Genomic DNA, 14,138 nt, shown 5'->3' on the forward strand with positions numbered 1-14,138 from the left:
TATATGATTTTAAAAGTTTTGATTATTTTTTGATCCAAAATTAAATCTATTTAAATCAGATGCTTACATATTTATGCAACAAAGCCTTTCCCATCTACTTTAATGCCATTTCTCTTTATATTGTTACTTAGACAGGTAGGACATTTGATTTGTAGCGTTATTTTCATACCTCTAGGGTTGGGTATAAAAACAGAATAATGCGTTCTAATGAGGCACTAATGAACATCAGACCTAAAAAATCCAACCAGCTGGAAAAATAATAGCCCATCAAACCTGCAAAAATCAGCAGCACCCAATTGCGTGTAGATATGTTGCGACTGTGATGGCGATTGAGCCAACAAATCAGCAAGAAGAAAGGCAGGGCACTTGCCATGCGTAAAGCCATGAGTACAGTTGCATCGACCAGCGGGGAAAGCGCATAAGCCTGTTTAATAAAAATGGCTTTGGTGCTAAACAAAAAGGCAGCAAATAAAGCAAAGATTGAGCCCGATTGTGTGGCGTTAAGTCTAATCATGAAAAATGCTGTCGAGCAAGGTGGATGCAAGAAAAGTGATACATGCCGCGCACACAAATGCAAGTTGTATGATAGATAAGACAGATGCGACTGCATGGATAAAACTGTGTGCCGTGTTTGAGCAAGCATAGCTGATTTTATGCAAATGGTCTGCTTGAGATGGCATAAATTTTGTGAAAAGTGGAATAAATCAATTGTGCGCTATAATGGTGCAAATTGGGTGGAAATATTGCAAAACAGACAAAATCCATCATCAGACAAAATGATGTTTAAATAAAATTAAAAAAATAATAGTGGTCAACTTAGACATGCACTGAATAAATTTACAGAGGGTTTAAAAGTTTTGCTGCTGCCACTTTTAGATTTTAATGATTAGGCAAAGGTAGGTTTTTCTAAGGTTTTCAGATGCACAAAACACTTCTAAATTGATCCTTGTTGTGCGGTGTAAAAATTGTCAAAAAAGTCAATTTGGTGTTTAAGTTTTTGCTTTTAGCGCTTAAATGTATAGATATGCAATCTTTTAGCGTTAAGTCGGATTTTCCCATTTAAGTGAAATGCGTGTCAGAATGATCAATGCTTAATTCATTTAAATGTGGTCAACTGCAAGCTCAAAGCATCGCTTTTTTTCTTTTAGACACTTCAAATCGGAGTTTTGCTGAATAATTAGACTTATATTCAAGAAGCAAAACCTATCAATTATATCTCGCAACAATATTTTTATGAATTATCAGTTCAAAATATCGGTATTTATTTAATAAATATTGGGTGGTAATTTAAAATTGTTGCATTAGAATCCAAAAATTCAACAAAACTTATCCTGAGGGGAAAGCATCGTTATCCACGATGTTGACTTAAGAAAAACTAGCTTGAGGAACGCTCATGCAGATCGGAATTCCAACCGAAACTGTTGTCGGTGAAAATCGTGTCGCTGCGACGCCAGAAACAGTAAAGAAGTTGATTAGCGCGGGTCATAGCGTAGTCATTGAACGTGGTGCAGGCGTAAAGGCCGCTTATATCGACAGCGCTTATGAACAAGTAGGCGCGACCATGACAGATGATGCTTATCGCGGTAGCCAAATGATTTTGAAAGTTCGTGCCCCAAAGGGTGAGGAAATTCAAAAACTTGCACCGAACAGCACTGTGGTGGCGATGTTCGATCCTTACCGTAATACTGAATTAGACCAATTTGCTGCCGCTCAGGTGTCTGCATTTGCTTTAGAGCTTTTGCCACGTACCTTGTCGCGTGCGCAAAATATGGATGTGTTGTCATCACAAGCCAACTTGGCAGGTTATAAATCTGTGTTATTGGCTGCAGCAGAATATCAACGCATGTTCCCGATGTTAATGACGGCAGCGGGTACTGTAAAACCTGCGCGTGTTGTGATTATGGGTGTGGGTGTTGCTGGTTTGCAAGCGATTGCAACAGCGAAGCGTTTAGGTGCTGTAGTCGAAGCAACTGACTTGCGTCCAACGGCAAAAGATCAGGTGGAATCTTTAGGTGGTAAGTGGCTAGATGTACCAATGTCTGAAGAAGAACAACAAAAAGCTGCCGATGCTGCCAAAAATGGTTATGGCTGGATGCCTGGTGAACAATACATTAAAGACCAAGCGGTGATTGTCGATAAAGCAGTTTCTAATGCGGACATCGTGATCACTACTGCGTTATTGCCAGGTCGTGATGCACCGCGTTTAATCAAAGCGGAAACCGTGGCAAAAATGAAGCCAGGTTCTGTGATTTTAGATATGGCGGTTGAAACGGGCGGTAACGTCGAAGGTTCACAATGCGGTGAAACTGTAGTGACTGCCAATGGCGTGAAAATTTTGGGTATTCCAAATATTCCATCGACTGTATCGACAGAAGCATCTGCACTATATGCGCGTAATGTGTTGAATTTTGTTGAAACATTATTTGATAACGACAAGAACTTCGCATTGAATCCTGAAGAAGAAATTCAGAAAGCGTTGCTAGTCACTCATAACGGTCAAGTGCTGTTAAAGCGTGGTTAAGGAGAACTCTCATGGTTGAAACAATTACGATTTTTGTCCTTGCCATCTTCGTAGGTTACTACGTGGTGTGGGGGGTAACACCTGCGTTACATACGCCATTAATGGCAGTAACCAATGCACTTTCTTCAATCATTATTGTAGGTGCGATGATTCAAACTGTCGGTCTACCAATCATGGGTGTAGAAGGCAGTGTCGATTTCCAAACCATTAATGTGGTGAGTGTACTGGGTGCGATTGCTGTGTTCTTGGCAAGCATCAATATTTTCGGTGGTTTTGCAGTGACTGCTCGTATGCTGGAAATGTTCAAACCAAAAGCAAAGAAAAAAGAGGGCTAATGCATGGAATTTATTCGTGAATATGCAGACTGGTTCTATTTAATCGGGGCTGTACTCTTTATCTTAACTTTACGTGGTTTGTCAGGTCCTAAAACTGCGATTGCAGGTAACCGCTACGGCATGATTGCAATGGCGATTGCAGTTTTGACGACATTCTTTGTGGCAGACAATCCTGTTGTGTGGATGATTTTGGCAGCTATGGCAGCAGGTGCGGTGGTGGGTATTGCCCGCGCACGTACGGTGCCAATGACTCAGATGCCTGAAACTGTGGCGTTAATGCACTCTTTAGTTGGTTTGGCTGCTGTTTTAATTGCGATTGCTGCGATTATTCATAACAACAAGTTGATCGAACTTGGTCCAGACTTGTTGGCTGCAAATGGCATTACTTTCCATGAAATGAGCAAGGTTCATTTATTTGAATTGTTTGTAGGCTGTTTCGTGGGGGCGATTACCTTTACCGCATCGGTTTTTGCATACGGTAAATTGGCAGCGAAGAAATGGGCCAAAACCATTTCGGGTGCATGGGTAAAACCTGTTCAGGCGTTAATTTTCCTTGCCATGCTAGGTTTCGGGATTCACTTCTTCCTGAGCGGCAACATGACTTCATTCTGGGCAATGACAGGTTTGGCATTGGCATTCGGTTGGGTATGGATTGCACCAGTGGGTGGGGGTGACATGCCAGTTGTGGTGTCATTGTTGAACTCATTCTCAGGTTGGGCGGCAGCAGGTATTGGTTTCACGCTTGAAAACAACATGCTGATTGTTGCGGGCTCATTGGTGGGTTCTTCAGGTGCAATTCTGTCTTACATCATGTGTAAAGCCATGAACCGTTCTATCATCAACGTATTGTTTGGTGGTGCGATGGGCGGTGCAGTTGCACCAACGGCAGCAGCGGGTGCACAAGTGCAACGTAATTACCGTTCAGGTTCTGCTGACGATGCTGGCTTCTTGATGTCAAATGCAGACAGCGTGGTGATTGTACCAGGCTATGGTATGGCGCAAGGTCGTGCACAGAATGCGGTCAAAGAATTGGCAAACTTGTTGAAAGAGCAAGGTGTAACTGTTCGTTTTGCGATTCACCCAGTGGCAGGTCGTATGCCGGGTCATATGAACGTATTGCTTGCAGAAGCTGATGTACCGTATGAAGATATCTTGGAAATGGACGAAATCAACTCAGATTTCCCTGCAACAGATGTAGTGTTGGTGATTGGTGCAAATGACGTAGTTAACCCTGCGGCAAAAGATGATCCAAACTCGCCAATTTACGGCATGCCAATTCTTGAAGCGCATAAAGCACGTACCATTATGGTCATCAAGCGTTCAATGGCGACAGGTTATGCGGGTCTAGATAACGACTTGTTCTATAACGACAAGACCATGATGATCTTTGGTGATGCTAAGAAAGTTGTGGAAGATATGACTAAATCAATTAACGGTACAGGTCACTAAGACACTGTTTCTAGATATGAAACCGCCTTCGGGCGGTTTTTTTATGGCTGCTGTAAAGTGGTCAATTGAGATAGGGAATTTGGTTAGGGTAGGTTAATACGATATAAAAACGATTAGAGATCTAAACTTCAAAATATCCGCATTAAAAAAGCGACTTATTTGAAAGTCGCTTTTTGTGTATCTCTAAGGTTGCTCAAGGGAGCTGTTGTATTAAGCAACAGACTCAGGCGTAGTACGCCATAAGCTTTCTAGATCGTAGAATTTACGTGCTGTTGGTAGCATGATGTGAACCACTACCATACCAAGATCGACTAAGATCCATTCTGCATCACGTTCACCTTCAATACCAATTGGGCGGAAACCTGCTTTGCGCGCTTCTTCGGCAACATTATCGGCAATAGATTTTACGTGGCGAGTTGAAGTGCCGCTAGCAATCACAATGGCATCTGAAACATTGCTGATGCTGCTGACATCAAGTTCGACAATTTCTTTGGCTTTTATATCAAGGAGAGCTTCATGTACAACTTTAAGACAAGTTTGTACGTCATGCTTTTGGGTATTCATTGCAAGATCGTGAGAATTAGAAGCGCCGGGCGATGGTTCTAAATTCATGGGGTGTATAATTTCCTAAAATTATTCATCATCTAATATAGCTGTTTTAGCTTGAAATTTCAAATCGGTTTAATTTTAACCATTTTAAGGCGAGGCAAAATATTTGTCTTTCCATGCAAATGATTGATGTGACGCAAGACTTGGGCGGTATTCTGCAGCGATATAGCCTGAATAAGCACTGTGCTGTAACCATTTAAAAATAGCAGCATAGTCTAACTCGCCTGATTCGGGTTCATGACGTCCTGGATTGTCGGCAAATTGGATATGACCAATATCCTGAATGTTTTCTTGCAATGCACTCAGTACATCTTCGCCCACCATCGCCATGTGATAACAGTCGTATTGCATTTTAAGAGCAGGATGTTTGACTGCTTCTAGCATCTCTTGAGCTTGCGCAATATTTTGTACTAAAAAGCGTGGCATGTCGGTGCCATTAATCATTTCAAATACAGGCTGAATATGATGTTGAGTGAGCATCGAGCAGGCCAGTTTTAGGTTTTCTGCCAACGTGTTTAAGCAAGGCAGTAAATCGGCATCGACAGGTTGTTTGCCTGCCAAAATATTGACGCTAGGGATATTTAACGCTGTGGCATAACGGATAGCTAACTCTAGGGCGTGATGAAATTCAATCTCTTTTCCGGGTACGCCCGCCAAACCATTACCGCCTTGCATGAGGTCGCCTGCAGGGACATTTATTAAGCACAGGCTAAGTTGATGGAGTATGAGTTGGCTTTGAATTTGCTCAATACTCAGCTCATAGGGAAATTGAATTTCAACATGCTGAAAACCATGTTCACGTGCAAGGGCAAAGCGTTCGATTAAAGGCACTTCGGTAAAAATCATTGACAGATTAACCGCCAGTTTAGACATGCAGATGCTCCTTGCAAGCAAAGGGTGGATCAGGAATCAAACCGATTAAGCTTCGATTTGATGGATAATCGTGGCTAAATCTGCTTCTGCAAAACCCTTGGCTTGATGGGCTTGAAGTTGCGAAAAGGCTTTTTCTGCCACAGGAATCTGTAACTGAAATTGCGCTGCCAGTTGTAAGGCATTGTTTAAATCTTTAGATAGGGTTTGGACTTTCCATTGCACAGGCTCAAAACTGTGGGTTGCCATGCGTGGCGTTAAAATCTGAAACGGTTTTGAGTCGGCAAAACCACCCGCCAAAGCAGGTGCAAGTAAACGAGTATCTACGCCTGCCTGTCCAGCTAGGGCAACGGCTTCGGCAATCAGGGTGCTATTGGCAGCAACAATCAGTTGGTTGCAGATTTTAGTGGCTTGTCCTGTGCCTGTTTCGCCCATACGAGTCACACGTTGTGACAGCACATCATAAATCGGGCTTAATTTTTCGATGGTGTTTGCATCTCCCCCTGCAAAAATCACCAAACTGCCTTGTTCAGCTCCTGCTGTACCTCCTGAAACAGGCGAGTCAATCCATGTGACCTGTTTGAGATTGGCTTGCTGCGCTAGCTTTTCGGTTTGATTTACAGACAAACTGGAAAAATCGACAATGACTTGTTGAGCAGTCAAAAATGGCTCGATTTGATCAAATACGGCTTGGACAGCATGATCATCGGCAAGGCAACTCAATATTACTGGATATTGCCCGATCTCGCTCAATTGCAGCGGCTTTGCCCCTAGACTGAGCACAGGTTCGCAAGCCGCCGAGCTACGATTCCACACCGCGACCTCAAAACCTGCCTGAACTAAGCGGGTTGCCATGCGTGTCCCCATAAGTCCCATACCTAAAAAAGCGATTTTTGTGTCACGATCAAAATGCATAGCGCTGATTCTCCATTTTTGCCTACAGTACAAGTCTGGCTTGAAATGTCAATTTAGCCTTTGGTCAAAGTCTGTTGTGTCTGAACTGCATTAAAACTGACGCGGTGCAAAGGTCACTTCAGGATTCTTGTCCTTTTTACGTGCCAGTTGGCTATTTTTACCTAGCAATAATTTTAATTGCCAAATTTTTTCTAAACGTAAAGATTTATTTGGAGAATGTTCCATGGCATCCAGCACTTGTTTAGCTGCAGCCAATGCATCTGGGGAGCGCTGTGCAATTTCTTCGGCAAGCACTTGTGCTTTTTGTAATGGGTTCTCGGCAAGATGTGTCACTAAACCAATTTCTTTAGCATAGTTCGCATCAAAAATACGTGCGGTGAGGGTTAATTCTTTGGCAAGGTCTAAACCAATTAAACCTTTTAAAGAGCGGCTGAGTCCCATGTCTGGCACTAAGCCCCAGCGGCTTTCCATGATCGACATTTGTGTGTCAGGATGCGCAATACGAATGTCGGCAGCCAACGCCAGTTGCATGCCTGCGCCAAAACAATAACCTTGCATTGCTGCAATGACAGGTACAGGTAACTCCTGCCAAACCAAAAATGCTTTTTGGAATAGGCTTTGTCCTGGTTTAATCAGTTCCCACGCTGCAAAAGCACGATTTTGAGGATTGTTGAGGTCGGCTAAATCAATGCCTGCACTAAATACGTTTGCTTCGCCTGTTAAAATCACACAACGTAAGCTGCGGTCTTTTTTAAGCTTTTCTGCAGTGCGCACCAATTCTTTGAGTAGGGCAAAACTCATGGCATTGCGTTTGTCTGGGCGGTTCAGGGAAACTATGGCGATGCCATTATTTTTTTCGATTCGAAGTAAAGTCATGATGTGAGCTCTTGTTTTTACTCAGCAAAGCATAGCATGCACAGACCCAAGATAAATGACAGCAGAGTCACGGCCAAAACGGTGGGCTCTGCCTGAAACGATTCCTAAAAATCATGTGTTGCACTTTGTGAAACTTGTATTTAAAAACGCTATTTTTACTTGGAGGAAATGCTATTCATCCTACTTTATTCACTATGAGCTGGTTGCTGTATGTTGCGCAAAAATATGTTCTGCTGCATGTTCAACTTGCTGTATACAGGTTTGTAATTCCTGATAACGATTTAAGACCTCTTGTACAAACAGATCATCGGCTTTGCGACGTTCCTTGCGCAAGGTCGATACAAACTGTTCAAATGAGCCTGTCGCTTCTTGCAGGTTTGGTGTGCCAACATAGCGGGTTGCGCCATACAGACGATGCAACACATGTTCGAGTTGCGGGAAATCTTCCAGTTCAATCAGCTGCTCTATTTCATGTAATTCTGTGGCAAAGCTATCTACCAACATTTTTAGTAAATCCACTGCAAGGTCTTCTTTGTTGGCAGCTAGCATCAGGCTTTGTTGCCAATCCAACACCTGTGGATCTAATGCTTCAATTACAATGGCTTTTTCGACTGCGGGTAGTTTATTAAAACTTTGTGTCGTCCAATGAGTTAAAATCTGGATGATTTGTTCAATCTGAATCGGTTTGGTGACGTAGTCATCCATACCGACTTTGAGTAATTTTTGCTTCTCATCGGCAAGTGCATGCGCGGTGAGGGCAATAATAGGCAAGCGTTTGTGATTTTCCAAAGTCGATTCTAAAGAACGAATCGCACGAGTGGTATCTACCCCTGACATCACAGGCATTTGAATATCCATAAAGATCAGGTCAAATGGTTGCTGTCCCTGTTCAATACGCTGCTGCAAAATCCCTAAAGCTTCCTGACCGCTTTGCGCTTTGGTGGTGGTCACATTCAGTTCACCCAACAAGGCTTCGAGTACAATCAGGTTTGGTAGATGGTCATCCACCGCTAAAACGTGCAGGCCTTTACCATCAAATGATGCAGAATCCTGTTCATCAAAACTATTTTCATTCCTGAGTAATTCAATTAAGGCTGAACGACTGAGCGGTTGATATAAAGCGCGCGCACGATATTCATTTAACAGGCTTGGATCTAGCGCCATTTGATAGCCATACACCGCCAAATTGCCTTGATAACGGGTACGGATTTCTTTTAATAAAGCTTCGGTGTCGCCACTATGATCAACAATCAACCAAGTGTTGTCTTGTAGGCTAGATACATCTTTTAAGCGGCTAAATAAGTCTAAAATTGAAGCGGCTTCAATATGTTGCACAGCATAATTTTCAAGATAATGACGCAAGACATTTGCTGTGGCAGGGTGTGCTAAATAGGATACCACTTGAATCTCTTTGAAGCTTGGATGTTGCTGAGCATGCGCTTCATCTACTGCAAACATGGCAGTAAACCAGAAGGTCGAGCCTTTTTCGGTTGGGGCGCGTTCCTGATTGTCTTCAAAGCCAATTTGACCTTGCATCAAATGCACCAACTGTTTAGAAATAGCCAAGCCTAAGCCTGTACCACCAAATTGACGCGTGACCGAAGTATCACCTTGAGAGAACGACTCAAACAGTTTTTTACGGTCTGTGCCGCTTAAACCAATGCCGCTGTCTTGGACGCTAAAGTGGATGAGGCATTGTCCAATATCATCATGTTCTACCCGCGCCCGTACAATAATTTCACCATCGGGGGTGAATTTAATCGCATTGGAAATTAAATTGGTTAAAATTTGCTTGAAACGTAAAGCATCGCCCAGCACATATTGCGGCACGTTATCGGCAAAATAAAAGGCCATGTTGATGTGTTTTTGCGCAGCCAAAGGTGAGAGCATATCCATCACATCAAAAATGGCTTCTTCTAAATCAAAGGGTGCGGTATCCAGTTCCAGTTTGCCTGCATCAATTTTGGAAAAATCCAACACGTCATTAATGAGTGCTAAAAGATGCGCCGATGATTTACGAATAGTTTGTAAATACAAATTCTGCTCATTGCTTAGGTTTTCCTGACGCAATAACAGGTGAATAAAGCCATCAATACTGTTCAGCGGTGTTCTGAGTTCGTGACTGATGTTGGCTAAAAATACCGATTTAGACTGATTGGCAGAAATCGCTTGGTCACGTGCCTGACGATAAGTAATGTTCTGCACTTCCAAAGTATCGAGGGTGCGACGCAAGTCATCTTCAGTTTGTTCGGTGTGTTCTTTGAGTTCAAGAAAGCTGAAATGCAGGCGTTTTACCACATTGGCAATATCACGCTGCAATAAGCGTAATTCGCCAGTACTGTTAATGACCATGTGTTGATCGAGCGTATCGGCATTCAGGCGTTGTAGCTGCATGCGGATTTCATACATAGGTGCAATCCAGCGTCGAGAATAGAAATTCAGACACAGCAATAACAACAATAGGGTCAGCAAGCCTGTGGCAATTAATACAATCATGACCCGATAACGGGCAATTTGTAGCGGTTGATTGTCTAGTTCAATCAGCAACCATGCAGGTCGATTGACGTCTTGCTGAATTTGCATGCCATACACATGATTATTTTTATACAGGATTGGGCCAAAAAATTCGGCATTTTTAGGGAACTTGGGCCATTCAGCTTGGTCTTGAAAACCCATGCTTAAACGGCGTGTACCTGAAGCATCAATCAGTGCAGTACGAATCAAGTGCTTTTCGTTCATCATATTTTGCATATAAGAACGTGCTTCTTCGTACTTCCATGGGAAGCTAGACAATTGATCTAGGGCTGCTTCAGACGGTAATTCAAATCGAGTTAAAATCGCAATCGCCATTTGCCGCTGTTGTGCTTTTGCGGCATTCGAGGTTTCAGATAAAACCAACATCGTGCCGACGCATGCCAAAACCATAATTGGCACAAAAATAAGTGCAATCAGCTGTCCATAAGCATGATTTAAATGTAAGCGCTTAAATAACTTTTTATTGATATTTGACATGGTTAACGCAGTTTAATCCCTATGTTTGGCAGTTTAGCACGCTTTATTTCTACTGACTGTGTTTTCATCTGTTAGACGTGTACGGTGCAGCTTTATCTTGCAATTAATCTGTGTGTATTTTTTTGCATTCATCCCGCAAAAGACAATCTGAAACTGTGTTCATCTTGCTTAGAATTGTGCAGGCGGTGAGTGATGCATAAATTGTCGGCAGACTAGTGCTGTTTTGATAAAAAGCCTGCGAAAAACGTGCAGGAAGGTGCAAATTTTCATACAATAAGCCCACCTTGATATTGGTGCAAAGCATGCGTGATACCCAACCAGATTTCCAAAGTGATGAATTTTTGTTAGATCATTATGTGGGCAAAACCCCATTAGTGCGTTTGCAGCGTTTGGCAAGTCATACGCAGGCAACGGTTTTAGCAAAACTGGAAGGCAATAACCCTGCGGGTTCTGTTAAAGATCGTCCTGCCTATAACATGATTATGCAGGCAGAAAAACGCGGTGAAATTCAACCGGGCGATACTTTAATTGAAGCAACGAGTGGTAATACGGGCATTGCTTTGGCGATGGTAGCAGCCATGCGCGGCTATAAAATGCAGCTGATCATGCCTGACAATATGAGCCAAGAGCGTAAAGATGCCATGCGTGCCTATGGTGCAGAGTTGATTGAAGTAACCAAAGCACAAGGTATGGAAGGCGCACGTGATTTAGCTTTGCAAATGCAGCGCGAAGGCAAAGGCTTGGTGCTAAACCAATTTGGGAATCCAGATAATGTTGAAGCACATTACCTGACCACAGGACCTGAAATTTGGCAGCAAACGGGCGGTAAAATTACCCACTTTGTTAGCTCTATGGGTACAACAGGCACCATTATGGGCGTGTCTAAATACTTAAAAGAACAAAACCCAGAGATTCAAATTATTGGTTTACAACCTTCAGATGGTTCAAGTATTGCAGGGATTCGCCGTTGGCCTGAAGCGTATTTACCCACCATTTTTGACCGTAGCCGTGTTGACCGTATTATTGATATTCCGCAAATTGAAGCGGAAAAAACCATGCGTAAATTGGCGCAAAAAGAAGGTATCAGTGCAGGCACATCATCGGGTGGGGCGGTTTGGGCTGCTTTAAAAATTGCCGAAGAAAATCCAGACGCAGTCATTGTTTGTATTGTCTGTGACCGTGGAGATCGTTATTTATCGACAGGTTTATTCTCTGTTCAAGATACTGAATCGTGATATCCATATTTCTATCACCCATTGAGTAAGAATTTATGCGTTTACCTGTGCTGATTTTCGATATAGAAACCGTTACCGATTTGAAGTCAGGCGCGCATTTATATCAGCTGGATTTGCCTGAGGCTGAACTTGAACAGGCGTTGATGAAACTGCGTCGCCAAGAAGCTGGAACCGATTTTCAGCGTTTGCCCTTGCACGAAATTGTGTGTATTTCAGGCTTGTGGATTGATGAACACGGCATGAAGCTGTTTTCCTTTAGCCGTGAACACGACAGCGAAGCAACAATGCTGAAAAAGTTTTTGTCTATTTTTGATAAGCGTCATCCGACTTTGGTCAGTTGGAACGGGTCGCAGTTTGATTTGCCAGTGATTTTATTCCGTGCCATGTATCACGGGTTGTCTGCGCCAAGTTTATTTGATCAGGGCGAGATTGATCAGCAAAAACGCTATAACAATTATCAAAATCGTTACCATCAGCGTCATGTCGATTTAATGGATGTGATGGCCATGTTCAATGGTCGTCATTTCCAAAAGTTGGATGACATTGCGTATTTGCTAGGTTTTCCGGGTAAGCGTGTAGATGCGGGCTATCATGTTCCTGCATTTATGCAAAGCGGTGAATGGTCGAGACTGACGCGTTATTGTGAAGGCGATGTCTTAAATACTTGGCTCATTTACCTGCGTTGGCTGCTGCTCAAAGGTCAATTACTGCTTGAAGATCATACTTTATGGGTACAGCACACCATTCAATATTTGCATACCCAGCCGCAGCATACAGATTTTTTAAGCGTGTGGCAGCACAGTTCGCAGCAAACTGAATTTACCTGTACAGATTTTCCTGAAAAAAGTGTCACCACGCCTTCAAATGAATCCGTGAAGCCTTTTCAATCTCCCTCATCATCCGATATTTAGACTGATATGAAGCATCGCAGTAAAAACCGTACCACGCAGCAGGCTGAGTATTGCTTTCAGGTGGAATCGTTGTCACATGAAGGGCGCGGGATTGCACACTATACAGCTCAGTCGGGTCATCCAGACGAGAAGGAAGGGAAAACAGTTTTTATTGAGGGCGCATTGCCTGGTGAAACGGTACGCGCCAAAATTACGCATAGTAACAAACGCTTAGAAGAAGCTGAGTGTCTGGAAGTGCTGAGCGAGCCTTCGCTATTACGGGTCACGCCGCCGTGTCCCCATTATCAGCGTTGCGGTGGTTGCAGTATGCAACATATTCAGTGGGATGAGCAGATTCATCTCAAACAACAGGTATTGCAGTCGCATCTGCAACATTTTGCACAAATTCAGCCTAAAGAATGGTTAGCACCTTTGCGTTCACAGCGTAAAGATTATCGCCGTAAAGCCCGTGTTGGGGTGCGCTATATCGCCAGTCAAGATAAATTGGTGGTCGGTTTTCGCGAGCGCAATAGCAATAAACTGACCCCAATTGACCGTTGTATGGTGTTGGATCAGGCTTTTGGTTCGTTAACACGAATCAAGCAGCTATTCCAAAGTCTAACAGGCAAAGCCCATATTGGTCATATAGAATTGGCAATGGGAGATCAAGAGATTGCTTTGGTGGTGCGGCATACAGAACAACTATCTGTAGCCGATATCAACCAGTTACAACAGTTTGCGTTACAGAAACACTGGCAATTGTATTTGCAGCCTGAAGGTCCAGACAGTTTGCATCGGGTAGATGATCCACATGCAGCAATGCGTTTACATTATCGTTTAGATGATTTTGATGTGAATTTTAGCTTTCATCCGCAAGACTTTACCCAAGTCAACTCTACAATTAATCCACAGATGGTTAAGCTGGCATGTGATTTGCTTAATTTGAAATCAGGTGATCGGGTGCTTGATCTGTTTTGTGGATTAGGCAACTTTTCCTTGCCGCTTGCGCGTTGTGTAGGTGCAACAGGAAAGGTGGTTGCTGTAGAGGGTTCAGAGCAAATGGTGCAGCGTGGTCAAGAGAATGCGCAATCCAATGATTTGGACAATGTTAAGTTTTATTCACAAGATTTAACAAAAGATTTTTCGCATCATTCTTGGGCAAATCAAGGATTTGAGGCATTATTAATTGATCCTCCGCGTTCAGGCGCAGAGGAAGTGATGTATTATGTGCCCAAATTTGGCGCAGATAGAATCGTTTATGTGTCTTGTAATCCAGCTACACTCGCAAGGGATGCTGGTGTATTGGTCAGGCAGGGTTATCAATTGAAAAAAGCAGGCGTAATGGATATGTTCCCACATACGGGACATGTCGAATCCATTGCCTTGTTTGAGAAAGAAAAGCAAATAAACGATTTATAATATGAAG

The 14,138-nt window shown here is 43.0% G+C and carries 11 protein-coding genes and 2 pseudogenes; 6 read left to right on the plus strand and 7 right to left on the minus strand.

Translation table 11 applies throughout. From position 1 onward, the window contains the following. Positions 1-86: 86 nt before the first annotated feature. Positions 87-167, minus strand: a pseudogene (locus tag B2W49_RS03440) (IS1 family transposase); the annotation flags it as partial. Continuing rightward, positions 167-514: pseudogene (locus B2W49_RS03445) on the minus strand (EamA family transporter); the annotation flags it as partial. The pseudogenes B2W49_RS03440 and B2W49_RS03445, both read right to left, overlap by 1 nt. Before the next feature lie 879 nt (positions 515-1,393). Here B2W49_RS03445 and B2W49_RS03450 point away from each other — a divergent pair. The 3 genes from B2W49_RS03450 to B2W49_RS03460 are packed head-to-tail and all read left to right on the plus strand — an operon-like array spanning position 1,394 to position 4,305. Further along, on the plus strand, positions 1,394-2,521 hold the full coding sequence (locus B2W49_RS03450) for a Re/Si-specific NAD(P)(+) transhydrogenase subunit alpha (RefSeq protein WP_004974923.1): 1,128 nt from the start codon (positions 1,394-1,396) through the stop codon (positions 2,519-2,521). Between the two features lie 11 nt (positions 2,522-2,532). Beyond that, a complete protein-coding gene (locus B2W49_RS03455; RefSeq protein ID WP_004974924.1) occupies positions 2,533-2,856 on the plus strand; it encodes a proton-translocating transhydrogenase family protein in 324 nt (107 codons plus the stop codon). Between the two features lie 3 nt (positions 2,857-2,859). Beyond that, the gene (locus B2W49_RS03460) at positions 2,860-4,305 is read left to right on the plus strand and encodes an NAD(P)(+) transhydrogenase (Re/Si-specific) subunit beta (protein WP_291334358.1); all 1,446 of its coding nucleotides are present in this window, start codon (positions 2,860-2,862) and stop codon (positions 4,303-4,305) included. 210 nt (positions 4,306-4,515) lie between these two features. Here the strand turns inward: B2W49_RS03460 and rsfS are convergent, their stop codons facing one another. The 5 genes from rsfS to B2W49_RS03485 all read right to left on the minus strand — a co-directional run bounded on the left by rsfS (position 4,516) and on the right by B2W49_RS03485 (position 10,587). Continuing rightward, positions 4,516-4,917, minus strand: coding sequence for a ribosome silencing factor (gene rsfS, locus B2W49_RS03465; protein WP_291334359.1), 402 nt, complete (start codon positions 4,915-4,917; stop codon positions 4,516-4,518). Positions 4,918-5,001: 84 nt separating this feature from the next. Further along, a complete protein-coding gene (locus B2W49_RS03470; RefSeq protein ID WP_291334360.1) occupies positions 5,002-5,787 on the minus strand; it encodes a hydroxypyruvate isomerase family protein in 786 nt (261 codons plus the stop codon). 45 nt (positions 5,788-5,832) lie between these two features. Then, positions 5,833-6,699, minus strand: a complete 867-nt coding sequence (locus B2W49_RS03475) for an NAD(P)-dependent oxidoreductase (protein WP_291334361.1) — start codon at positions 6,697-6,699, stop codon at positions 5,833-5,835. A 90-nt stretch (positions 6,700-6,789) separates the two neighbouring features. Continuing rightward, positions 6,790-7,575, minus strand: a complete 786-nt coding sequence (locus B2W49_RS03480) for a crotonase/enoyl-CoA hydratase family protein (RefSeq protein ID WP_291334362.1) — start codon at positions 7,573-7,575, stop codon at positions 6,790-6,792. 192 nt (positions 7,576-7,767) lie between these two features. Further along, positions 7,768-10,587 carry a GacS-like sensor histidine kinase gene (locus B2W49_RS03485; RefSeq protein ID WP_291334363.1) on the minus strand — a complete coding sequence of 940 codons (2,820 nt, stop codon included), beginning with the start codon at positions 10,585-10,587 and terminating at the stop codon, positions 7,768-7,770. Positions 10,588-10,889: 302 nt separating this feature from the next. Here B2W49_RS03485 and cysM point away from each other — a divergent pair, with 302 nt between their 5' ends. From cysM to rlmD, 3 genes are read left to right on the plus strand one after another with little or no spacing between them, the layout of a single operon-like run. Further along, positions 10,890-11,822 carry a cysteine synthase CysM gene (gene cysM / locus B2W49_RS03490; protein WP_291334364.1) on the plus strand — a complete coding sequence of 311 codons (933 nt, stop codon included), beginning with the start codon at positions 10,890-10,892 and terminating at the stop codon, positions 11,820-11,822. Positions 11,823-11,857: 35 nt separating this feature from the next. Beyond that, entirely contained in the window at positions 11,858-12,733 is an 876-nt protein-coding gene (locus B2W49_RS03495; RefSeq protein ID WP_291334365.1) for a 3'-5' exonuclease, read from the plus strand. Between the two features lie 6 nt (positions 12,734-12,739). After that, positions 12,740-14,131: a 23S rRNA (uracil(1939)-C(5))-methyltransferase RlmD gene (rlmD, locus tag B2W49_RS03500; protein WP_291334366.1), complete on the plus strand. Its 1,392-nt coding sequence runs from the start codon at positions 12,740-12,742 to the stop codon at positions 14,129-14,131. The last annotated feature ends 7 nt before the right edge of the window (positions 14,132-14,138 follow it).

The sequence above is a fragment of the Acinetobacter sp. UBA801 genome (assembly GCA_002296655.1).
In the GTDB taxonomy this organism is placed as follows: Bacteria; Pseudomonadota; Gammaproteobacteria; order Pseudomonadales; family Moraxellaceae; genus Acinetobacter.